The organism is Nitrospira sp., from assembly GCA_029194675.1.
Taxonomy (GTDB): domain Bacteria; phylum Nitrospirota; class Nitrospiria; order Nitrospirales; family Nitrospiraceae; genus Nitrospira_D.
Genome location: JARFXP010000002.1, coordinates 598,793 through 621,311, shown reverse-complemented (window position 1 = coordinate 621,311; position 22,519 = coordinate 598,793). Strand labels below are relative to the sequence as shown.

The 22,519-nt window shown below is 55.5% G+C and carries 16 protein-coding genes; 7 read left to right on the top strand and 9 right to left on the bottom strand.

Features of this window, described 5'->3' with window-relative positions; translation table 11 throughout:
• Positions 1 to 215 precede the first annotated feature (215 nt).
• From P0120_11870 to P0120_11850, 5 genes are all read right to left on the bottom strand, one after another.
• On the bottom strand, positions 216 to 1,148 hold the full coding sequence (locus P0120_11870) for a carboxypeptidase-like regulatory domain-containing protein (GenBank protein MDF0675016.1): 933 nt from the start codon (positions 1,146 to 1,148) through the stop codon (positions 216 to 218).
• Positions 1,149 to 1,178: 30 nt separating this feature from the next.
• Positions 1,179 to 2,084 (bottom strand): carboxypeptidase-like regulatory domain-containing protein, encoded by a 906-nt coding sequence (locus P0120_11865; protein ID MDF0675015.1) that lies wholly within the window; start codon positions 2,082 to 2,084, stop codon positions 1,179 to 1,181.
• A 125-nt stretch (positions 2,085 to 2,209) separates the two neighbouring features.
• On the bottom strand, positions 2,210 to 7,033 hold the full coding sequence (locus P0120_11860; GenBank protein MDF0675014.1) for a multicopper oxidase domain-containing protein: 4,824 nt from the start codon (positions 7,031 to 7,033) through the stop codon (positions 2,210 to 2,212).
• A 245-nt stretch (positions 7,034 to 7,278) separates the two neighbouring features.
• Complete coding sequence (locus P0120_11855) at positions 7,279 to 7,812, bottom strand: hypothetical protein (GenBank protein MDF0675013.1); 534 nt, start codon at positions 7,810 to 7,812, stop codon at positions 7,279 to 7,281.
• 487 nt (positions 7,813 to 8,299) lie between these two features.
• Positions 8,300 to 9,904 (bottom strand): peptide chain release factor 3, encoded by a 1,605-nt coding sequence (locus tag P0120_11850; protein ID MDF0675012.1) that lies wholly within the window; start codon positions 9,902 to 9,904, stop codon positions 8,300 to 8,302.
• Positions 9,905 to 10,109: 205 nt separating this feature from the next.
• Between P0120_11850 and P0120_11845 the strand changes: the two genes are divergently transcribed.
• A complete protein-coding gene (locus P0120_11845) occupies positions 10,110 to 10,304 on the top strand; it encodes a hypothetical protein (protein ID MDF0675011.1) in 195 nt (64 codons plus the stop codon).
• A gap of 409 nt (positions 10,305 to 10,713) precedes the next feature.
• On the opposite strand, the gene P0120_11840 is transcribed toward P0120_11845, so the two are convergent.
• Together P0120_11840 and P0120_11835 are read right to left on the bottom strand one after the other, a co-directional pair.
• On the bottom strand, positions 10,714 to 11,022 hold the full coding sequence (locus P0120_11840) for a hypothetical protein (GenBank protein MDF0675010.1): 309 nt from the start codon (positions 11,020 to 11,022) through the stop codon (positions 10,714 to 10,716).
• Positions 11,023 to 12,308: 1,286 nt separating this feature from the next.
• A complete protein-coding gene (locus tag P0120_11835) occupies positions 12,309 to 13,421 on the bottom strand; it encodes a sigma-54 dependent transcriptional regulator (protein MDF0675009.1) in 1,113 nt (370 codons plus the stop codon).
• Positions 13,422 to 14,049: 628 nt separating this feature from the next.
• On the opposite strand from P0120_11835, the gene P0120_11830 reads away from it, so the two are divergent.
• Both P0120_11830 and P0120_11825 read left to right on the top strand, forming a co-directional pair.
• Complete coding sequence (locus P0120_11830) at positions 14,050 to 14,823, top strand: TerC family protein (protein ID MDF0675008.1); 774 nt, start codon at positions 14,050 to 14,052, stop codon at positions 14,821 to 14,823.
• Between the two features lie 262 nt (positions 14,824 to 15,085).
• Positions 15,086 to 15,451, top strand: coding sequence for a hypothetical protein (locus tag P0120_11825; protein MDF0675007.1), 366 nt, complete (start codon positions 15,086 to 15,088; stop codon positions 15,449 to 15,451).
• 123 nt (positions 15,452 to 15,574) lie between these two features.
• Here the strand turns inward: P0120_11825 and P0120_11820 are convergent, their stop codons facing one another.
• Positions 15,575 to 16,648 carry a P-loop NTPase gene (locus P0120_11820; GenBank protein ID MDF0675006.1) on the bottom strand — a complete coding sequence of 358 codons (1,074 nt, stop codon included), beginning with the start codon at positions 16,646 to 16,648 and terminating at the stop codon, positions 15,575 to 15,577.
• A gap of 322 nt (positions 16,649 to 16,970) precedes the next feature.
• Here P0120_11820 and pyk point away from each other — a divergent pair, with 322 nt between their 5' ends.
• From pyk to P0120_11800, 4 genes are all read left to right on the top strand, one after another.
• Entirely contained in the window at positions 16,971 to 18,422 is a 1,452-nt protein-coding gene (gene pyk, locus P0120_11815) for a pyruvate kinase (GenBank protein ID MDF0675005.1), read from the top strand.
• A gap of 418 nt (positions 18,423 to 18,840) precedes the next feature.
• The gene (locus P0120_11810) at positions 18,841 to 20,316 is read left to right on the top strand and encodes a radical SAM protein (GenBank protein ID MDF0675004.1); all 1,476 of its coding nucleotides are present in this window, start codon (positions 18,841 to 18,843) and stop codon (positions 20,314 to 20,316) included.
• A 110-nt stretch (positions 20,317 to 20,426) separates the two neighbouring features.
• A complete protein-coding gene (locus P0120_11805; protein ID MDF0675003.1) occupies positions 20,427 to 20,849 on the top strand; it encodes a hypothetical protein in 423 nt (140 codons plus the stop codon).
• Positions 20,850 to 20,983: 134 nt separating this feature from the next.
• Entirely contained in the window at positions 20,984 to 21,544 is a 561-nt protein-coding gene (locus P0120_11800) for a Uma2 family endonuclease (protein ID MDF0675002.1), read from the top strand.
• Between the two features lie 634 nt (positions 21,545 to 22,178).
• Here P0120_11800 and P0120_11795 read toward each other — a convergent pair.
• Positions 22,179 to 22,514 carry a transposase gene (locus P0120_11795; protein MDF0675001.1) on the bottom strand — a complete coding sequence of 112 codons (336 nt, stop codon included), beginning with the start codon at positions 22,512 to 22,514 and terminating at the stop codon, positions 22,179 to 22,181.
• Positions 22,515 to 22,519 lie beyond the last annotated feature (5 nt).

Genomic DNA, 22,519 nt, shown 5'->3' with positions numbered 1-22,519 from the left:
CATCCTCTACCCTTCGCGCCGCTGGCCGGTTGCACTCATGCGTGTGTGATCGTTCTTGTCTGTTACCCGTTTGACGGACGTGCCGGAGAATTCCGGCTCATGGGAGGGGCGGTTGTCACCTTCCAGAATTGATATGAGCACCTATTGAAACAACGCTGAGGAAGCCAAGAGATACGGATCGGCAAGGCCGCTTCACAGTACAGAGGTGCAGACTTTCAATGTTGATGTTCGACGAGCGGCTGGATGTCAACAGGGTACCCTAACGACTCAGGGGCGAACCGAGGGCTATCCATGACCTTATACGCGGTTCGATTCCCCTTGGGAGCGGGCAGCGACAGTTGCTCACGCAGCGTTCCATCCGGTTGCACCACAACCGTCCTTGTCTTTCCAGGTCCTGTCTGCGGGTGCCATACCACCAACTGATAGGTACCGGGAGGAATGCCGGCGATCGAGAACTTCCCCTCGGCATCCGTCAGGGCATAGTAGGGATTGTTCACGGCCATGGCCCAGCTTTCCATGTAGGCATGGAAGCCACATTGCATGTAGAACGTACGTCGACCCTTGTTCAAATAAATCGGCCCAACCAACGATGCTCCTGGAGCATGGTCGTGCGTCGCATGGATATCCCCTCGACGATGCTGGTGATTCATGACCAAGGGGCTATTGAACAAGACTCGCGCACCCGCTTCCGGCGATGTCTCATAGCCCTGAATATCGTGCATCACGGGATCCATATTGATGACCTCGACTGCATGCCCATTACGGACAATGGTCATGAACGGCTGAAACATGCAGTCGCGGGCTTCGATCAACGGGACAGAAACATCAAACGGTTTTCCAGCTTCGACCCCTTCCAGGAGCACAATGGCATCCTTCAATCCTCCCTGATGACCGACAACAAAGTCATGCAGCAAGCGCCACCCGCGGCCATTGGAGATCCGGCCGCAATAGGCGGGATCCGGAAACGTGATCAGACTGAACGCCTTCGGCTCCGGCACCGGTCCATCGAGCGTCACCGTCCCTTCGATCGTTCCACCATGTCGTACCTTTATCACCTCATAGGCGCTTGCCGGTGTGACTGATGACAAGGCTACCGCCGAGACAAGGGCTGCGCTCAACCCGGACATGCAAGCGACAACTCTATTCACGGGCAATGCTCCTATTCAAACGAACAGTATTTATGGTGTCTGCAGTTGGAGAGTGGGGCGAATCTCCACGGATTTTCCCAGCACCTCCAACCCGTAATGCGGATTCTCTGCGATTTCGTGTACGCTTCGGCGCCCTTTGGGAGATTCGAACGTGAAATCTACTTGATGCGTTTGCTTCGCTGACACCGATATTTTCTTTTCGAGCACCGTCCCTACTCCAGGATGCCACGCCATCAATGTATACTCGCCGGCAGGCACATCTGACAGCGAGAACCGTCCATCCGTGTCGGTCATCATGTAATACGGATTGTCCACGGCGAATCCCCAGCTTTCCATGTAGGCATGAAATCCACACTGCATGACGAAAAACCGACGGTTCTTCGTCATCTTGACGACTTCGATCATCGGTTGTCCGGCCAGATGCTCATGACTCTCGGACCCGGCATCACGCACGTGCAGGGGATTCATCGGAAGCGGTGTGTTGAATAACACACGTGGACCTAGGTCCGACGTTTCGTACGCCTGAATATCATGAAACACCGGATCCATGTTGACGACTCGAACCTCGGCTCGGTCTTTCACCACACTGACAAAAGGCAAAAACCGACAGTCGCGGGCCTCGATGGTGGGCGGCACGAACTTAAACGGCTTTCCCTTCTCTGCATCGATCAGCAACACAACCGTGTCTTTGAGGCCTCGATCTGCCGAAACGCTGAACTCGTCCAAAATCCTCCACCCAGTCCCGGTGGAAATTCTTCCGCAGTAGACAGGATCCGGAAAGGTGACCAGGTTGAACCCTTTGGGGATCGGCTTTCCTTCCGTCATCCTCACTTTTCCCGTAACGGTTCCGCCGTCCTTCACCTCAATTTCTTGATAGGACCAGGCCGTAGAAGCACAGGCCAAGACGAGCAAGGCTGAAACCAACGTGGTTTTCATGGCATTCTCGCTTTCAATTGAGATCGGTTTCTGTGATGGTACCAGATGCCTGTTATAAATAAAAAGGGGGAGCGCAGGCCTCCCCCTCTTCTCGGTATTGATTGCCTCTTCGAGAGGCAAGCGAGTTACCGCGTCGCTACAGGAACGGCATGCGCCGGTTCATCACTAGAGGCACTCTTCGTTCCTGTCCCGGCACCGGAAAGCGGCAACACCCGCTGATCCCCAGCCGGTAATACCCGCAGATAGCCCCACTGTCCAGACTGCGAGTAAGGTAACCGCTGGTTGCTCCAGACATAATCACCCGGCATACGGAACGGTCCCCCGGCACTCGGAAGGAACGCGTCCAGCGCCTCTGATCCGGCGAACTCCACCAGGCTGATCATGTCGGCTCCGCGCATGAACGGCTCAATCGGCCACTCATGGCGTTCGACACTGAACATGCCGTTCTGTTCGCTGCTCGCGCCGAACACGTGGATGCGAACGGGATCCCCGGCATGCGCCTCGATGATCGGCGTCGCCGGATCTTCCGGCTTGTCCACGACACAGGGTTGGAACACCTTGCCAAGAGTGCAGCCCTTCTCTTCGCGGAACTTATAAGGCTCCGATCGGTAGTTGACGGCCGTCAAGCCCGCCGTGTTCTGCACATAAGGCATGAAACTCGTGCCGATGATATTGTCCTCGTCTTGGAAGAACAGAGCCACATCGCGGTAATTCACGCGATTCTCGTAACCCTGAATCGTCCGATCGACGATGACATCGGCCACCCAGCTGTTCTTCGTCGAAATATCCGCGCCGGTTTTTGGATCACGGTACTGGGCTCCTTTCGGGCCAATCACCACTGCTCCATAGAGCCCGCTCCGGGGATTGATCACCACATTGCCCCAGTCCCACACCAATGAAGCGGTCTCTCCCAGGAACGGGTCCGCGTAGTAGGTGTAGGTACGATTCTCTCCCGGTGCGATGGTCTGATCGCCGGGATTGTTCCCGACGTTTGCACCGAGCGAATCCTTGGGGTCGAACACCAATCCGATGGCGGAGAATGACGCTCTGCTCTCCTTCATCCGGTTGGTCAGCTTCACCTTGAGGCAATCCCCGACATTGGCCCGCAAGGTCAAGGGCATCGGCTGAACCCCTCCGGCAACCTTCGTCACGTCTTCTTCCAACGCATAAATCTTCGCGCTCGGATTGACCATCTGGATCGTCCGCTCGAAGTCGACCTCGATGGTATCAGGCGCCTTGGGGTTCAACTTCAGCGATGGATAATCCAACGCCACGACGTTGAAGTTTTTCACCGGAGCCTCTGCTGGACAGACAGCCAGCGGCTTCGGAATCTCATTTCGGCGACTGTATCCGGCGGGGAGCTTTTGGAGGTCTGGCACCTCCTTGTCCAACACCCGCATGATGCCCCATGCGCCCTCTGAGAACTTCGACCCGCGGCCGTTGAAGTGGATGTAGTCTCCAGGCTGGAGCCGCGGTCCGCCCGCTTGCGGCACCACCAGGTCGTACCGTTCGGCAATGCCGATATGGATCGAGTTCTTCCGGTTCGCATCGCCCGCATAACGTTCTGTTAAATAGGTATGGCCTGAAACTGTCCAGACCATCGTTTCGTTCGCCATGGTCTGAAGCAGCCGGAACACCACCGTATCGCCCAGGTAGGCACGTACCATCGGCGTATAGGGATCGCCGTGGACGGCGCTGCTGAACAACTTGGACGAATCAGGGTTCGCGGCCAAGCGACTCGCGATGGGCTCGGCCTTGAAATTCAACCCACCACCCGTCGTATGGGTTCCGCCGTTGAGGAAGGACATCGGCACCATCGGCATTTTTTCCGGCATCGGGAAAGATACTGTTTTCCCGGCTTCCAATGCCACTTCAATCGGCTGCCCCGGCGGATTACCCGCCGTAACGATGTTCACCGTATGAGGCACGGTGTCATTGAGCTGCACCAGCAGCTCCCGGAAGCTGCCGTTCACTCCGTATCCAACCGGCTCCGCCGTTCGGATATCGGCCATCGGACCGCTTCGGATCTCCTTGCCGGTCTTAGGATTGTGATAGGTCGAACCGACGGGCTCGATGATGATCGTGCCGAACCCCCCGTGAGGCCATGTGACTCGCCCCAGCGCATGGTCGTGCCAGAAGACCGTCCCAACATCGGAATCCACCCAGAATCGCTGCCGGACGAACTCCACCGTCACGATGTCGTTGGCCGGATGAGCATTTTTCAACGGACGATAGAGCGTGATCTGATTACCTTGGATCGATTTGACCCGACCGATCTCGTTGCCTTGGACATTGTCCGCGCCGATCAACAGTTCCACATTCGGCTGGTACTGGGCCGCGTTCTTGACCGTAATGACCCGGTCACCCTTCTTGGCCGGCTTGGTGAAAGTAGTATTCATCGGCACAGGTAGGCCCTTTTTCACCTTCTTCTCCAGCATCGTGAACGGACGCACCGATTGCTCATACGAAAAGCCGGTGATGACGCCGTCGGATGACTGATTGTCGAACTGCAGGAAGTGCCAGTGCGTATTAATCTTCGATGCCTGGAAGTTGACATGGTCATCGTCCAGCCACTCGCTGGTCAACATCCAATCGATACAATCGTAGATATTGGCGCGCACCACCAGCGGATACTTGATGTCGCTCTTCCTGGTCTGCGCTTCCTCCTCGTGCAACACGTAGATCAGCCCGTCCTTATCTACGATGGCCGGCGTATCGCCCTGCTTATCGGACAACGTCATCGGCGTCTGAATGAAATGGACGTTGTATTTCTTGGAGCCGGCGTTCTCGGGACACATGCTCCATCGCCCATTCTCTCCCGGCTTTGCCGGATAGGAACTGGGCAAACCGTCCTCCTCAAGGTGGATCATATCCAACCATGGAGAAGGATTGTGATTCTGAGAGAAGGGCACACGACGGCCGAAATGCGGCTTCAAATGCGGCCAGGCAATCTTGCCGGTGGCGCTCTCAAAAAGAATCGGCAGCCGGTTGCCGGGAGTCGGCGAGAGGTACCTCGGATTGTCCACGCTGTTTTCGCGTTCGGTCATCGCACGATCACCCTGCCAAGCCCAATCCAGTACGCTTGCATCGTAGGAACGGGTCTGGGCGCGCTCATCTTTCTGATGCCCAGGCTGTCCCTGCGGCGGCAGCTGCATGTTGACCCAATCCTTCACGTTGACGACGGCGGGTGATGCCTTCCAGTTTGTCTTCCCGTCCTTGACGATGGTAAAGGTCTTTCCGAACCAGTCTACGGTGCGGCCGATGAGCTGATCCGATGTAATACCGGCTTGAATACGGCCGGCCCGGTCAGGCAGCTCGCGCATATCCGGCATCACGTCATTGTGATACGTTCCCTGCTGCAGAGTGTTGTACACACGCCAATAGCCCCACATCCCTGCGATGTAATGGTGAGCGACGTGACAGTGGAACAGAAAGTCCCCGGCCAACTGCTGGCAGAGGCCGGAGCCACATTCGGTTTCCAGGTCCATGGTCTCGGACGGTCCGATGACTTCCACATCAACTCGGTCAGACTTGGTCCGAATCACGGGATATTTGACCGGCCCGTTCTTGGCCGCATGCCATAAAGGCATTTCATCGATGGCGCGTGGACTCCTCGGCCAACGAATCGATCCGCCGTGCGGATGGTGAGAGTGAAACACCTCCGACCCCCCGTGCACGAGGCGAAACTTTGCCGGATCACCCAGATAGCTGCGAGGAATAGTCGTCGCCGGATCGCCGAAGGTATAGGCGCTGTAGGCCATGGATTCGTCTTCGAACCCGAAGTACTCGTGCTGCGTTTGCATGTTGTCGACGCCGAAGGGTTCGCTCCGGTAATTCAGGGCGCGAGCCACCGGCCGGTACACATCGGTCAAGGGATCGCGCTGGGGAATGAAGTCGCCCTTCTTGTTCAGCGGCCGAAACGCCTCGTCCCCGACTTCATGATACATGATCACGAATTCCCGGAAGTCAGGCCCTGTCCCGTTCTTGATGATGGCCTGCCATCCACTGGCCATCGGCGTCGGCTCGCCGGTTCCCAACGGGTCGAGATATTCGGACCCCTTGGGCTCCACGACGAACGCGCCGAACAGACCCATGACCGTCAGCTCGCGATCGTTGCTGTACGAGTGGAACTGGCGGCCGCCCTCTTGCTGAGTCGGCGGAATGTACCACTCCAGGTCCACGGATTTCTCTTTAGCCGCGATGCTGTCCGGATTCGTGGTCGTCGCCGGCTTGCCAGTGGAGGCGACGATCATGCTGGAGCCATGAATGTTGAGACTGACCTCCTCGCCGCCCTCCAGTTGATTACGAAGCGTCAACTTGACACAATCGCCCTGATTGCCTCGGAGCACCAGCGGCTGAATCCACTGGCTCTGCAATCCGTTCTTGACGGCTCCGGGATCATAGCCTTCCTTCTCGCGGGCCGCCCGATTGGCCGCTTCCTCTGCTCGCACTTTTTCAAGGTTCTCGGTCAGGACGTACATGTAACCGGGATAGAAGTCGAGCCACATATTGAGCGAAATCTCGACGTTGATCGCCGAGACGTCGTACTTCCGGACCGGCGCGGATGCCGGACAGCGCCCGCCCGACATCGACACCGGTTCTACGCCGGAGTTCGACATGAGCAGCACATCCTGATTTCCGGCGCCGTACTGGTGCATCATGTTCAGATCGTTGTAATACCCACCGGTACGTTGCGCGGTCGCGTCCTGTTCCATTTGTTGCATGATACGCTGGTGCTGCCGCTCGACCATGGAGGTACGTTCCGGTCGGCCTTCCATTGTATCTTCAATGATCGTCTGCCCCTTCAGCTGTTCAGCCCAACCCGGCACCTGATGATTCATCGCCACATGCGATGGAGTCTCAGCGAGCAGGGCCGACGGCGCAACGAACAGCGCGATGCCGGCGAGTCCACTCAAGACTCGGGTGGATGTAGAATGACGGTGAGACATGAACCGACCCTCCTTCATAACATTACATTAAGTGTAAATGAGCAGCGAAGGCTACTCAGCCGGCCTCCATCAACCATGTGCAAAATGGGAAGACAAAATAGTTTCGGTAACAACCAACCGCCTTGACCGAAAGATGTGATGTTCACGTTCGCTATTCGTAGATAGTAAGAGTCGCAAGATACTCAACTCCGCATGGACTGTCAATACGTTCACAGACGGCTGCCTCTCTTCATATTTTCATATGGCTATTGTCCAGCGGTTGATTTCCGGTTCGCCGTAGTGAGCAAATCCATGCTCAGTATCACGGGACTCTCTGATTTTTTAGGGTCAAGCCTGATCGGCATCCGGTCTACCATCAACTTACTTAAAGGGACCGCGACGATGATGGGAGCCTTCTCCACGGAGTTAGAGTAGAGCGCAATGCGTAGATTCTTGGGCCGTTCGTTGGGGGAAATCTGAGATGCCGCCTCCCTAGTCATGAATCCAACCAACAATCCGTTGCCATCCGAGACCTTATGGATTTCATAGGCATTAGACGTTGAGGCCACCCGCTCCAATTCAAGATCGGGACTCTGCGTGACCAAGGCCATTCCGAGAGACTGTGGCGCGATGAAGCCGAAGCTTCCGATCGGTGCCTCGGAAAACCGGATGGCTCCCGTGGAGAGTTCAGCGACATCGTTTTTGACACGCATGTGCTGCCGCAGTTCGGCTTCGCTCCCGGCCGTTTCAATCACAACCGCGACTGGTGCGGCTTTCTGAACAGGGAAGGCCTCTGTCATTCCTCCGGGCGCTGCAAGGAGAGGTTTCTCAAGAACACACAAGAACGTTAGGGCCACCAGAGAGACGGCAAGAAGAGGTGGAACCAAGAGAATTCGGCTCATGCGAAAAATAAAATATGTGTGCAGAAAAACGACTCTCGTCGTCGATCAATCAAAAGATTTTAGGGAGTCGAGTGGTAAAAAGTAAACAGAAAAAGAAACGCATCACGTCACGTGCTGAGAACAGATCTTCGCTGCATTCTCAAACTGATCGCCTATAAGAACGCCATGCCAACATAGCAATTGCGCATCAGAAAGATCAGGGGCGCTCGAGTAAAATTCAACCTATGTCCGTTTGCTGAGAGCCTACTATTCCCGTTCAGGTGCAGCTCTCGCTGTCGGACCAGTGAGGGCGGTTGGTGGCTTATGGAGCAGTAGCAGAACCGATCAATCAGTGAAAAGATGTCGTCATTGTCGTTTCGCCGGTAGCCGCTCTAGGCCTTCCGGCCTATCCCATTTCGCGCAGTTCGTGATCGGGATTCCGGTCACGTGCGATGGTCTTCATGAGCTGATCGCCGAAGAGGACGACGACTCGATCCCGTTGGTCTTTCACCATCATCGAGGCCGACGGTGACTTGAACGTGGAGGGATCCCCCTCCAGCCACGCACTGCAGGTAAACGGCAGCGCGTCGAGGATGGTTTCCACACGATATTCCTGGCGGAGTCGGTATTGCAGCACATCGAACTGGAGACGACCGACCGCAGCAATCAGAGCCTCCTGGTCGTTGAAGTTTTTCATGATCTGCACGGTCCCTTCTTGTGCCATCTGGGACAGGCCCTTGTCGAAGGCTTTGCGTTTGCCGACATCCGTTGGGCGGAGGCGTGCAAAGATTTCGGGCTGGAACTGCGGCAGAGGTCTAAAGTTGAACCCTCCGGTCAATGAAACCGTATCGCCGATGGCGAAGACCCCAGGGTTGATGATGCCGATGATGTCGCCAGGATAGGCTTCTTCGACCGTACTGCGTTCCTGCGCCACCAGACTGTGCGGTCTTGCCAATCGAATATCCCGACCCAATCGATGATGCTGGACCACCATATCTCGTTCGAACCGTCCGGAACAGATCCGAAGAAAGGCGGTGCTGTCTCGATGTTTAGGATTCATGTTCGCCTGCAACTTGAATACATAGGCGCTGAACGGCATGTCGATCGGATTCACAGAGAACTCGGACCCGTCATCGCGGTCAGCCGGCCGCATGCCGGGACTTGGCGCTAGATCTACAAACGCGTCAAGAAAGCTTTCAATCCCAAAATTCGTGAGTGCCGACGCGAAAAAGACCGGGGTGACTTCCCCCTGGAGAAATCGCTCACGCGTGAAGGGGTTTCCGGCAATGTCTAAAAGCTCTAGATCGTGTTGGACTTGCGCCATCGTATCTTGAGATACCCTGCCGTTTGAGTGAAGCTCTGCCAGCGGCAAGGTGTCCGTGTCGACTTTGTTCGCCCCACCATGCATCGTCTTGCTGAACAGCTGCACCCGGCTGTCGGCACGGCTGACAATGCCCACGAAGTCACTGCCCGACCCGATCGGCCAGTTGATTGCGCTGGCGTGAATGTCCAACGCCTGTTCTACTTCGGTCATCAGGTCGAGCGGCGGACGCCCCGGCAGGTCCATCTTGTTGATCAACGTCAGGACAGGGATCCGCCGCATGCGACACACAGCGAACAGTTTGCGTGTCTGGGTTTCCACACCTTTGGCTGCATCGATGACCATGATGGCACTGTCGGCGGCCGTCAGGGTGCGATAGGTATCTTCGGAAAAATCTTGGTGGCCGGGCGTATCCAGCAAGTTCACCACGGTCTCTTTATAGGGAAACTGCATGGCCGAAGCCGTGATGGAAATGCCGCGCTCCTGTTCCATGCCCATCCAATCCGAGGCGGTGGTCTTGCCGCCTTTGCGTCCACGCACCATGCCCGCGGTTCGGATCAAGCCGGAGTACAGGAGAAGCTTTTCGGTCAGCGTCGTTTTGCCGGCATCCGGATGGCTGATGATGGCAAAGGTCCGCCTCCGTGCGGTGGCGGCGGCGAGTTCCCTGAGTAGAGTCGTCTCAGTCGTCATGACGCGGGAAGCAGCATATCATACCGTGCGTAAAGAGGAATGATCTTCAGGCGGTCAGTCAGTCTCGTTCATTTGAGTTCGAACAATGCTTGGAGTTGTCTCGCACCTTCTCATGCGCCGTTGTTCAGTGGGAATCCGAGCTGCAGATGTAACCCACAGGCTCCAAGGCACGGTGGACTGCACCTAGGACAGCCGGAGCATCGGAATGCGGAATCACCGCCGGCTCCGGAGTGGCGCGAAGTCTGGTCACCAGTTGCTCGGCATCGGTCCCGATCAATTTATCACAGATTTCGTACCAACCATCAGATCCTTCCTCAACAAGATCGTGCTGTTCCAAGATCCTGCCCAGCGTGGCGAAGTTGCTCTAATCGCCTATGATCTTCTGAGAGAAAGCGAGTGATGGGGCTCTGGCTCCTATCCTGGCGGCATCACCGCTTCGAATGGGAGAGCTGTTTACCACACAGAGAGAATCTCACACTGCCGCAATTTCGATGCCGAGCCGATTATCGGACGCGGAGCACATGACTGTCCATCGAGGAGTAACGACTTGTTTTGGGATTGTATACCAGGTCGGAGAAAGAAAAAATCAGGGCCAGACCGCTTGTGCGTAAACCGTCAAGGCGGAGATGAGTAGAATCATCAAGACGCCGAAGAGAGAGGCTGTGAGAGAGAAAGGACCGTACTGTTGGAACTGAGGTCGCCGAATCCGCGGAAACCGCATGAGACAAAATGTCACGAAGGATGCGCCAACCCCGATCAATGCCAGCAGAACTTGATCAGCATCCATTGTGCCGACGGACTCCCATTCCTTACATCAGAAAATAAGCAAGCCCCGCACCGCCGGCCAGCAGGAAGATAAGCCAGCGGAGCAATCCTTCTCGCGCATCAGCTTGAGCTTCGTCGATTCGAATCTTGAGGGCCGGCTGTGATCGAAGATACGTATCGATCAAGTCCTTGGCTTCATTGAAACCGATGTGCTGCTCCAAGCGAACCAGCTTGATAGCGTCGATAACCTGGCCTTTCAAAAGTGCTGTCGCAGCCGCTTGTGAGAGTGCAGGGTACAGCGGAGGAGCTGTCGGGGCTTCAGCGATTGGAGGTTGAAGAGATGAAAGAGGCATAGACTGAAACACAGCCTAGCACCATCGCCCGAGCAACCGAAGAGAAACTGAAGAATTAAATTCGGCGATCAATGGAGCAACGGGCCAATAGTCGATAATATGGGAAGACCTGTGTGGGGGGAGACCAAAATGTTCGGTGGAGATCAGTAACGAAAGTGTGTCAAACGGCGGACAGGTTGTGTTCACTGCGGAACGCGGTAGTATTCGAAAGAGGCACCAATCCCCGCTCTTGTTGTTGACGGAACGCGGATACGGCGATTGTCTTCTCAATGGGTGTCAGACCGGGAACTTGAGAAGCGGCTCGCTCGAACTCGAACAAAGTCACAGTCCTCTGACGACAAAGCCGACGAATAAATGGTCCCCAGACCGGCTCAAACCTATGAAACCACCAGTCTGGCGCCTGCTCTCCTTCTGCGCATCTCCTGGATGACTCCGGTAAGGGCTGAAGCTGTATCATTGGGCTACAATCCATCTGATAATGCCCAGGCATCGGTCGGTTGATGCAGAATGCAGACTCGAGCTTTCCGCTTTACGTTATCCACTCTTTCCCTATCTCATCCCGTACGGGGTATTGGCCTGCTCCAGGTTTAAGCAATTCAGGTGCCCTGGAGATAATCTTTTTATTTGCTAGTGTTGTGAAATATTTCGCGATCTCCGAGTGGTTCGATTGTATGAAATCGTGTCCACTTGTCTTATTTTGGAACAGGGATTCTGTTCAAGGAACAGTCTCCTCTTTCTGCTCGAACAGACTACGCACTCCGAAAAGGTAGTTGAATTGTTCGGAATTTTGAAAATCTGAAGGGTTATTTTTCACCATGCATGATGAGTATGATTTATCGCAAGATGTCCCATCATTGGACAACATGTGCCGATTTCTTGAACGTGATATGACCTCCTGCTCTTGATCGATGCTGTATGCTATCCACATTGAATACGAATCATCTTGAATACTTACCTAGATGCTGGGCGCAGTCTTCTGCCTTTTTTATGGTGTTTCATGATGAAACGTTTCTCCCATGTGCTCGAACGGATGTGCTCGCTCGATCCCAGATGCGGGTACCTCTTTCCCCGGCATAGAAAGTCTACCAGGCAATCCTATATTGCCGGCACAGCTCGTTCATCGAGAGAATGGACGGTCTGCTGTTCGGAGAATTCTGACCTCTTCATCGATCCACCCCGTTCTCCGAGGATCACAACGGCTGCCATCGTACTCCATTTTCAGTTGCCGTCGATTTACGAGGGAGATGCCATAGGTGCGGTACAGGCTTTTCTCAGGAAAGACTCGTTCAGAACGAAACCGGTGGCTCGACCGATTGGGGGAACTGATGCGACGGCTCCAAGGGAAGGTTCACTCGTGTAGATTCAGGCGATATCCCGCCCTGGTTATCCTGGGGGGAGAGTTTTGCCGACTTCTTGGAATCGATTCTGGAGCCGAAAAAAAGCGGCGTCGCAGCGGGCACAAACTTTTCTAGCCCGTAGGCTCGAAGTTTACGGTACAACGTCGAGCGGCTCACCTCCAAGTCTCGGGCCATCCGGGTTAAGTTCCCTCGATGTAAACTGATCGCCTTCACCAACAACTCCATCTCAATCCGTCGGTGAGCCGCCCGCAGAGAATCCAATGAATCCACGGCTTGGAGCTTCTCAACGGGCAGGTCTAAGTCATACGGAGTAATGTCCATTCCCTCCGCCATGACCACGGCGCGTCGGACCCGATTGCTCAGCTCTCGCACATTTCCTGGCCAAGAATAGGCACGCAACACATCGACGGCCTGGGGCGTATAGCTTCGGATCTGCTTGCGATAGGTCGTCGCGGCCTGCCTGAGAAAGACCATGGCCATGAGCAAGGTGTCCTCGCCTCGGTCCCTCAGCGGCGGCAGATGAATATGCAACACGTCGAGCCTGTAATAGAGATCTTCCCGAAAGAGATTCTTTTCGATCGCCGTTTTCAGGTCGACATTGGTCGCGGCGAGGACACGCGCATCGACATGGAGCGTCTCTTGTCCTCCGACCCGTTCGAACGTGCCCTCCTGTAAAAATCGCAGCAGCTTGACCTGTAGGGCGGGCAACAGATCGCCCACTTCATCAAGGAATAATGTGCCGCCGGCCGCCGCTTCCAGTTTACCCTTCTTTTGTTGAACGGCCCCTGTGAAGGCGCCACGTTCATGACCGAACAGTTCCGATTCCAACAAGGTTTCAGGAATGGCTCCGCAATTGATCGGGACAAACGCCCCGTGCTTCCGAGGACTTCGCTCATGGATCGCTCGCGCGGTCAATTCCTTACCAGTGCCCGTCTCGCCGGTAATGAGCACCGGCATCTCAGTGTTCGCCATTTTGCGAACCAAATCAAAGACTGCGCAGATGGGGGGACTCACTCCCACCATTTCGTCCCCGGTTCCCACAAGCACCTCCCTGGTGCAGATTCCTACAATGACATCCCTGGGACCTTGCGTTTCATGAAGTATATGTCCACTCCACGATCGGACGTGGCTCTGCGTTTAACAGTCTTGAAAGCTCCATTCCAATAGAGGCCTCACTCAGCAAGAGTGTCATGTCGTGTGATTGGGACATTGCTCCCTACAGACGGCTCTATACGTATACCACAGATCGACATGACGGATCTAGTAAAAATACTTGAACAATTCTACATGTACTGGGATTCTCTGGATGGTTCTTTTCTGCCGGACCGGATTCAAGGCATCTCTCTCTACAAATAGCATTGAGCGCACACCGATGGTTAGTGCGTCATGGCCCTCCTCAATGTCTCTCGGCTAGGGCCATACGAATCTAGCCATTTATACATAGGTGGGCTTGGTGAACCGTTCCATGAATAATTCGACAAGGAGCGTCAGGTGACCGAGAAGGAACAGATATCGATTCAACAGTTGATTTGTAGCTGACCATGAGGTGACATGGCACATCACATCCCGATCGTATTGACCTCCCTGATTGACCCATCGCAATGAAAGAGGGTACTTACCCTGAGTAAGATTCTGAAGTTCGCTATCTTTTGTTTACCGGGAGAATCGTATGTTCGATTGGCTGACTCATTCAGACATGTGGATCGCGCTGGGCACCCTGACTGCGCTCGAAATCGTCCTCGGGGTCGACAACATTATTTTTATTTCGGTCCTCGTGGGTCAACTTCCTCAGCACCAACGGAATCTGGCTCGACGCCTCGGGCTCGGTCTTGCGATGGCCACAAGGCTGGGCTTGTTATTTTCCATCTCACTCATGATGGAACTCACGGCTCCGCTGTTTACGGTGCTGAATCAAGCCATCTCGGGGCGGGATCTGATTCTCATCATTGGCGGACTGTTTCTCCTCACCAAAGCAACTCACGAAATCCATAACAGCCTGGAAGGGCCGGACGAACAGGAGCTCTCGGCTGTTCCAGCCGGCCTTGGAATGATGCTGCTTCAGATCGCTGTACTGGATATCGTCTTCTCGTTGGATTCCGTCATCACTGCGGTCGGGTTGGTAGATGAGGTGTCCGTGATGGCGACGGCGATCATCGCGGCCGTGCTCGTCATGATGTTCGCCGCTCGGCCCATCGGCGATTTCGTCGATGCCCATCCGACGGTCAAAATCTTAGCGCTGTCGTTCCTTATCCTTGTCGGTGTGACCTTGATGGTGGAGGGTTTCGATGTTCATGTGCCTAAGGGTTATATCTATTTTGCGATGGCATTTTCCATCGCAGTCGAGATGATTAACTTACGAATCCGAGCACGTACCACTCCGCCGGTCAAACTGCGGCACAGATATTCGGAGGAAAAAACAGAGTCGCTCAAGACCAAATGTTGATGGCCCACACACCTTTCTCTAGGGTGACATGCGATACGACCATGAGGCGCCCGGATCCGACCGTCCTAGGCCGATTCCTCCGCCTTGACTCCCCACCACATTGAGAGCGATGCTTAATACGATCCCGGAGGTCTTTATGAAACCGGGGTGGACGTCACCGTTATTCGTGCGCTCATTGCAGCTCCTGCATGGACGCCCTCAATGGCCTTGTGCCTGCGAGGACGTTGGTGTCTTTCCCACCTTCAGCCAGGAGGGTTGTACCATGAAACCTTCATCCATCATGCTTCTTACTGCTGCGCTTGTGCCGTTAACGATCTCTTTCGCGCTCGCCAATCCGGCTATGCTCCCGAAACATCCCGGCTATCCGATAGACAAAGCCGTCGATCCCGTGAAGGGCCAATCACTGGCAAATGATCCTGGACAAGCCAATGCCAAAAACAAAGAGGCCCTCAACAACGCGGCCGTCTTTGACGATAACCGTTCAAAACAAGACCTGCTCTTTAACCAAAACGATGAACGTCTCTTGGAGAAACCTGGAGCAGGCCTGCTTCCAAAGGTGCAAGGTCCGAATATCACAATTGACCCGCCCGTGAAAGAAGGCACGAAGGTGAGCGCCGCACCGGAATAACGACGAGTGCCATTCGTCGGCAGGCGGATATTCTTCGCCGGTACGCGGTGGACATCCTTCGGTGAGGTATTGCCGAAGCACCACCTTGGGCCACGGCTGTCAAGCCGTAGGGCTCCATCGTCTTTAGGCGACTAGCCCGCTGCTGTGGTGGATGGTACTGCCACAAACGGGCTGTTTCGGTTCAATTGAAGGAGGCGGAACCTCCGGTTTCAGAGGACTAGAGGCCTGAGGATCTTGGGAACATGCCGGATTGGATAGCAGGACTCGTGTCTGCTTCTCTTCCGGTTGCTGGGCCTCCTCTTTGCTTCTGCCGACAGACGCCGAGATTAATTGCTCAACGGCAGCGGAGACGGCCAACAGACCTTTGGCGGCTGGGGACTCCGGGGCTGCTTCGATGACCGGCAGGAACTTCCGTACCGCCTGGCTCACGGCTGGATCCTCGGGAATCTCACCGAGCAGAGTTAGGTCTCCACCAACGTATTGATGGAGAATTTTGCGAAGGTACAGGACATTGACCCGAGAACTGTCGGACACCCGATTGATGATCAGCCCGGGCCGAAACGATTGCAATGTGGCAGCTGCTGCGTCACGCTCCTCTGGCTCGGTGGCACCAGCAACGTCCATGACTTCCTCCACACTCGTGAAGTCTCGGTTGGAGAGGACCTCCGACAGGGGGGTTCGGGCAAGAACGCCGGTCAATACGCGACGGATCGCGGCCAGCTTAATGAATCGGTAGAGATCCAGCACTGCCGTCGGCTCGGGAGTGGCCACGGCCAGATGAATGTCGGCCATCAGGAAAAAGTCGAGCGCGTGGAAATTGGTGCCAGCCCCGATGTCGATCACCACGATGTCGACCTCAAGATCCCGGAATTGTTTCGTCAGCCGCTTTTTGCGGGCGTAGGCCATGTTGGCGGTCGCCAGGGTATCACCGGTACCCGCAATGAGACGGAGGTTCGGGTGAAACGTGACGGGAATGGCGACCTCCTCCAACCGGGCAGCCCGCTTACTCAAAAAATCCGTCAACGTCACCGGCGGATTCAATTCTCCAAACATGATGTGGGCATCGGCCCCACCCACGTCGAGGTCGGCCAGCCGAACCTGCCGCCCGCGCTTCGCCAGTGCCAACGCAAGGTTGGCTGAAACCACGCTCTTACCCACTCCGCCCTTGCCGGATGCCACAGAAATGAGGGTTGCCATGGCGTCGTTCCTTTCGCTACGAGAGAGTAGTGCGTATTATCGGGAGCGGAATCCGTAGGGAGCAGGTTCTTGTGATGAGGTCATTGTAGCGGCGGAGAGGCAAAAGAAAAGGAAATGCACGATTCCAAGCCGCTACGTGGAAGTGAGCCAGCGTCGGGAATCATTAAGCTCCCTGTCGCTTACACGTGAACACCGGCTCAAGGTACCTTCAACTCACGGCGCCTCTCCCCTATACAAATCTCCCGTCTATGAGGTATCCGATGAATGGATCTGTGATATTCTCCTTCCTCTCGTCCAGATCAACAGCATGGAGGCCTCCCCCATGAACATGCGAAAGGCCAAAATCGTCTGCACCATCGGGCCGGCGAGCAGTTCGCCGGCGCTGTTGGACCGATTGATTGAAAACGGCATGGATGCCGCTCGGCTGAATTTCTCTCACGGTACGCATGAATCTCATGCCGCGGCCATCACCGAGATTCGTCGAGCGGCATCCCGCAGAGGCGCCGCGGTGGCGATCATCCAGGACCTACAAGGTCCCAGGATTCGCGTGGGGCTCTTGCCGAGGGAAGGAATCGACGTGACAGCCGGGCAGATAGTACGCCTGCTGCCCTCGTCGTCTCCTTCGAGGCCGTTCGACCTTCAATCCGAATCCGCCGGCATACCTGAAGTCCCGACGACCTACGCATTCCTGACTCGCGATGTTCGTGCAGGCGCCAGGGTGTTGATCAACGATGGGCTCATTGAACTGCGCGCCGATCGTGTCACAAATGATGTCGTCGACTGTACGGTCCTGACCGGCGGCAACATAACTTCGCACAAAGGCATTAACCTGCCGAACACTCACATCAGCGCCCCGACCCTGACTGAAAAAGATCGGGAGGACATGCGATTCGGCGTCACACAGGGTGTGGACTATGTCGCGCTCTCGTTCGTGAGAGGCCCGCAGGATATCGAGGCCGCGCGGACCGTCTTGGCGGGATATGGCGGTCATCTCCCGATCATCGCCAAGATTGAGCGGGCCGAAGCCGTCGCTTCATTAAACGACATTCTGGAACAGGCGGACGGCGTGATGATCGCGCGCGGCGATCTGGGCGTGGAGATGGGTCCTGAAGCGGTGCCGATTCTCCAGAAACGCATCATCGTAGAAGCCAATCGTCGGCGTCGCCTGGTCATCACCGCCACCCAGATGCTGGAGTCGATGACCAAGGCATCGCGTCCGACCAGAGCGGAAGCCTCCGATGTCGCCAACGCCGTGTTCGACGGCAGTGACGTCCTGATGCTCTCGGCTGAAACCGCCGTCGGCGTCCATCCCATCGACACAATTCAAGTCATGGACCGCATCATTCGCGCGGCAGAGGAAGGCACCGAGCCCGGCACCGTGTCCAAACGCTACACCGACCTCCCCGATACGTCGTTTGCTGAGGCGATCTGCAATGCCGCCTCATCCGCCGCCAGAGCCATCAACGCCGGCGCTATCGTGGCCTTTAGTGAGCGGGGTGCGACCGCTCGGCTGATCTCCAAGCAGCGACCGGCGGCGCCGATCATCGCCTTTACTCCCTTCGAGAGGGTCAGGCAGCAGATGGCCCTCTACTGGGGCGTGCGTCCGTACACCATGCCGCAGATCGAGCAGACCGATGCTCGCGTAGATGAAGCGGAACGGCGGTTGAAGCAAGAAGGGTTGGCTAAAACCGGAGGGAAAATCGTGATCTTGTCGGGGACACGCGTGGGACAACCGGGCGGGACCAATCTCATCAAATTGCATGAAGTCACGTAGGATTGCATCCTAACATTTCATTCGTGATGCGCCCTTCGACAGCTCAGGGGCGAACGGAGTATCACAGGAATTCGGGGGACGCAGTAGATACGTTCATCTCGTATGTTGTTCGTAGCGCCGTCCTCTTTTTCGAGAATTGCCGATCTCATTTTTACGTAGTCGGCTGCTTGTCGCCGTCGAAACTCTTGATTGTGGTCGAGCAAACAGGCTAATTTAAACGGCAGGAGGCTGGTGCATGATGAGACTCCTACTCGCCGGTATCTTTGATCATCCTTCCACACATGGCACAAGCCTGATCACTAGGGAAATTACCAGGTCGTGGACGTACAACTCTAATGCTACAAACTAGCATACGGATGAGCTGTTAGGGGGATTCTCTAGGCTAAGACATTCATCTAACCACTTTAGGAGGGTCACTATGGGGCGTCACAAGATCGGTCTCATTATTCCACATCCTGAAGATCAGAAATGGGATTCGGTCTGGAAACTATTCCGTACGCCCAATTTGAACCTCCCAACGCTCGCCGCCCTTATTCCCGAGGACGAATGGGACATCGAAATCCAAGACGAAATCGTCGGGCCTCTGGACTTCACACGTGACTATGATTTGGTGTTCATTACTGTGACCACGGTCGTGGCTGTGCGGGCGTACGAAGTGGCTCGTCTCTTCCGCGAACGAGGCGCCAAGGTCGTGCTCGGCGGTATTCACCCTTCGACTATGCCGGATGAAGCCATCAAACATGCCGATGCAGTCGTCATTGGGGAAGGAGAGCTGACTGTCCCACGGCTGATCGAAGATTTCAAGAAAGGCAAGATGCAACCGCAGTACCGCATGCCCCATATGGTCGAGAAATGGGACGAAAAGCCTCCACGCTGGGATCTGTTACCGCCAGGCTACATGTTTCGTGATGCACTGACGGCGACAAGAGGATGTAATTATCGCTGCACATTCTGTTCAATTCATTTGGCCTTAGGAGGCGGCGCATACGGCTTCCGGAAGAAGCCACCGGTGGACGTGGTCAAACTGGTCGAGAAAATGAACGGGCCGATGGTGATGTTTTGGGACGATGATTTGTTGTCGGACCCGGCCTATACGCGGGAACTCTGCCTGGCCATGAAGCCTCTCGGGAAGAAGTGGATGAGCCAAATGAGCGCGACCTACGTGGCTCATCATCCCGAGTTGCTCAAGACATTGAAAGAGTCAGGTTGCTCGGCAATGTTCATGGGCATCGAATCGATCAATCAAGATTCGCTCAGGTCCGTCGACAAACAAAATCAGGCAAAGCTGTATGAGGAGATGATCAAGCGCATTCACGACCAAGGAATCGATATTCATGCGGGATTTATCTGCGGCTTGGACCATGAAGATGTCTTTGACTTCGAACGCACTGCCGAATGGGCGACGAAGATGGGATTGGCGGGAGCGCTCTGGCGGATTATGACCCCCTATCCCGGCACCAAGCAGTTTGCGGAACTCAAGGCAGCCGGACGGATCCTTACAGAGAATTGGACCGCGTACACCGGCGAGCATGTCGTGTACAAGCCGGCCAAGATGACCGTCGAGCAATTGTACTGGGGGCACAAGTGGGCGAAGGGACAGTTCTATTCGTATCGTTCCATCGGACAGCGGGCGATTCAGCGGGCCTCTCAAAACGGGTTCGGCGAGTTGCTCAACATTACCGGTTGTGGACTGGGCTACCGCTCCATGTTTCACCTCGCGGCAGATTCTGCCCCGGTCAATGTCTATCGCGACATGAACCACTTGCCGCCGCAAGAGGAGCCTATCGCCTATCGGTTCCCCTATCCGCCGAAGAAACGATTCAGCTTTATCACGCATCGATTGGACCAACTCCGTTCAAAGGTGCAGCCGAGACCGAGAATCAATAAATGCTGATAGAGCCGCAGGCTGCTTCGGGCTGATCGACAGTCCCGAATTACCCTGTGTGCCCATTTCACGCGTAAGAGTGTGGCTGGTACAATATGTTCCTCAATGAGGAATGGGCCATGCTTGCGTATCGGGTTGGTCCCTGGATTTTGTTCACAGCGCTGATCCTGGCTCACGGACCTGTACAGGCCGAATGGGTAGCCATTGAAGCTCGGTATCAGACGCATCCATTGCAAACGGCGTACATCAACCCCGACACTATCCGCCGAGAGGGTAATTTGGTTGCGCTCTCCGCCCTGATCGACTGGAAAGCGATGCAGGGAGGGCGGGCACCCATCCGCTTTTACTCCACGAAAATCACCAAGCAATTCGATTGTACAGAAAAGCTGGTTCGGACGCTGGCGGCCACGGACTTCTACGGCCACATGGGGACAGGCGAAGTGATCGGTGGCGGTGGCTACACGAGCGAAGGCCACTGGGTTGCCATTGAGCCGGGAACGCTCAATCAAGGCTTGTGGGAGGCGGCGTGCGGGAAGGGGTGATGGATCGGCATCAAATTCACTACCTGGTGCTTGCTAGTGTGATCAATGCATTTCATTCTTTAGCGAACCTTGTGATTTGCCCTTCTCCTTGTTAAGGTGGGCCACAAGCCAGCGGAACAGGGCGCGAGGTGCATATGGCAACCCAGACCGGTCATCTAAGACTGACGTACGAAGACTACCGGCTTATCCCGGACGATGGGAAACGCCATGAGTTGATCGATGGAGAGCATGTCATGTCGCCATCGCCCAATACCAAGCATCAACGCATAGCTGGAGCGCTCTTGACTGCCTTGAAGAACTTTCTTCGCGAGCATCCCTTGGGCGAGATCTTCATCGCGCCCTATGATGTCGTCCTCTCCGACTTCGATGTCGTACAGCCCGATCTGATTTTTGTCGCCACGGCCCAAGCTGCAATCGTGACCGAGGCAAACATTCATGGGGTTCCGACCTTGGTCGTTGAAATTCTGTCCGAAGGCAACCGGAAGCTGGACGAAACGATCAAACGCCAACGGTACGAGCATTACGGTATCCCGGAATATTGGATCATCGATCCGGCACTGGATCAGGTGAAAATGTACCGACTCACCGACGGCCGCTATGGCCAAGCTGTGGTCCTGAGCCTAGAAGTCCAAGAGCTGCTCACCACGCCGCTGCTGCCGGCTCTGAGCCTGCCTCTCTCCACACTGTTTAAGTGAGCGACACGATTTTCTTTTGCGGCCTCACAACGGTGTTTTCTACATCCGTTGCAGTCAAATCGTCAGTCAGATTGTGGTTGATGCAGTTTCCTGACGACCCGAATCAGCCTCAATGCAGCCTGAAACTTCGTTCTTCGGAAAACCGCTCCTCCCCTTCTCCCCTGTCGGAACACAGCGACAACCGAACAAGTCAATGCTCGAGCCGGAGCTCACGAGCTTGTGTGAGGCACAGGCTTCGTGGTTCCGGATCAATTCGAGTTTCTGCTCACTCCCCTATCCCTAGAAATGGAGAAAAGCGCTGGCAAATTGTCGCGCTTGATAATGTCTAGTATTCTGAGCATTGACATTTCCTCACCCAACGTACATTCGACTCAGAGGAGAGGTGCAACATGAAGGGTCCCTCTGCTCCAGTCCGAGACCAGGCTCCCATCATGCATCGCTCCGAGACGGAGATCTGCTTTCGAGTCGATGATGTGACGCCTTGCCAGGAGCGACTCCCACTTGCCAATGCGCGGAAGCTGCTTGAGGACAAGATGGGACGACCCCTGGAGGCGTTTACTCCTGAAGATCCCGCTGATGTCGTTGCGCCACAAGGAGCTGCGGACCATAGCCTGATATCAGCCGTATATGCTTATTACTTTGACTCCGGTGACAGTAATTCGATGAGCGCAATGGGGCTTTTCTGTGCCGAGATGCCCAGCAACGTTTGAAAGGCGGCCATCGGGGTCTGACGCCGGTTGAAACGAACGACAAACTCGTCCCAATAGCTCGGAAGATGCTTGGGCTCGACCCCGTGATGCGTGCCGTTCAGCCACGCCTTGAGATTGCTGACTACGCGGTGGATGTGGGGAAACCGTCGCGCGGCTTGGCGAGGAGCACCGACGACGCGGATGTGATGGTGGTACTCTTCCAGGGCGGACTCCGAGTACCCACGCCAACCGGCGGTTCTTACTTGGCTGCCGCCTTCCACGTGTT

Bases quoted from the DNA above. Each gene is read 5' to 3' on its own strand.
- P0120_11865 (MDF0675015.1), bottom strand. From the start codon at position 2,084: ATGAAAACCACGTTGGTTTCAGCCTTGCTCGTCTTGGCCTGTGCTTCT.
- P0120_11860 (MDF0675014.1), bottom strand. From the start codon at position 7,033: ATGTCTCACCGTCATTCTACATCCACCCGAGTCTTGAGTGGACTCGCC.
- P0120_11855 (MDF0675013.1), bottom strand. From the start codon at position 7,812: ATGACAGAGGCCTTCCCTGTTCAGAAAGCCGCACCAGTCGCGGTTGTG.
- P0120_11850 (MDF0675012.1), bottom strand. From the start codon at position 9,904: ATGACGACTGAGACGACTCTACTCAGGGAACTCGCCGCCGCCACCGCA.
- P0120_11845 (MDF0675011.1), top strand. From the start codon at position 10,110: ATGCGGAATCACCGCCGGCTCCGGAGTGGCGCGAAGTCTGGTCACCAG.
- P0120_11840 (MDF0675010.1), bottom strand. From the start codon at position 11,022: ATGCCTCTTTCATCTCTTCAACCTCCAATCGCTGAAGCCCCGACAGCT.
- P0120_11830 (MDF0675008.1), top strand. From the start codon at position 14,050: ATGTTCGATTGGCTGACTCATTCAGACATGTGGATCGCGCTGGGCACC.
- P0120_11825 (MDF0675007.1), top strand. From the start codon at position 15,086: ATGAAACCTTCATCCATCATGCTTCTTACTGCTGCGCTTGTGCCGTTA.
- P0120_11820 (MDF0675006.1), bottom strand. From the start codon at position 16,648: ATGGCAACCCTCATTTCTGTGGCATCCGGCAAGGGCGGAGTGGGTAAG.
- pyk (MDF0675005.1), top strand. From the start codon at position 16,971: ATGAACATGCGAAAGGCCAAAATCGTCTGCACCATCGGGCCGGCGAGC.
- P0120_11810 (MDF0675004.1), top strand. From the start codon at position 18,841: ATGGGGCGTCACAAGATCGGTCTCATTATTCCACATCCTGAAGATCAG.
- P0120_11805 (MDF0675003.1), top strand. From the start codon at position 20,427: ATGCTTGCGTATCGGGTTGGTCCCTGGATTTTGTTCACAGCGCTGATC.
- P0120_11800 (MDF0675002.1), top strand. From the start codon at position 20,984: ATGGCAACCCAGACCGGTCATCTAAGACTGACGTACGAAGACTACCGG.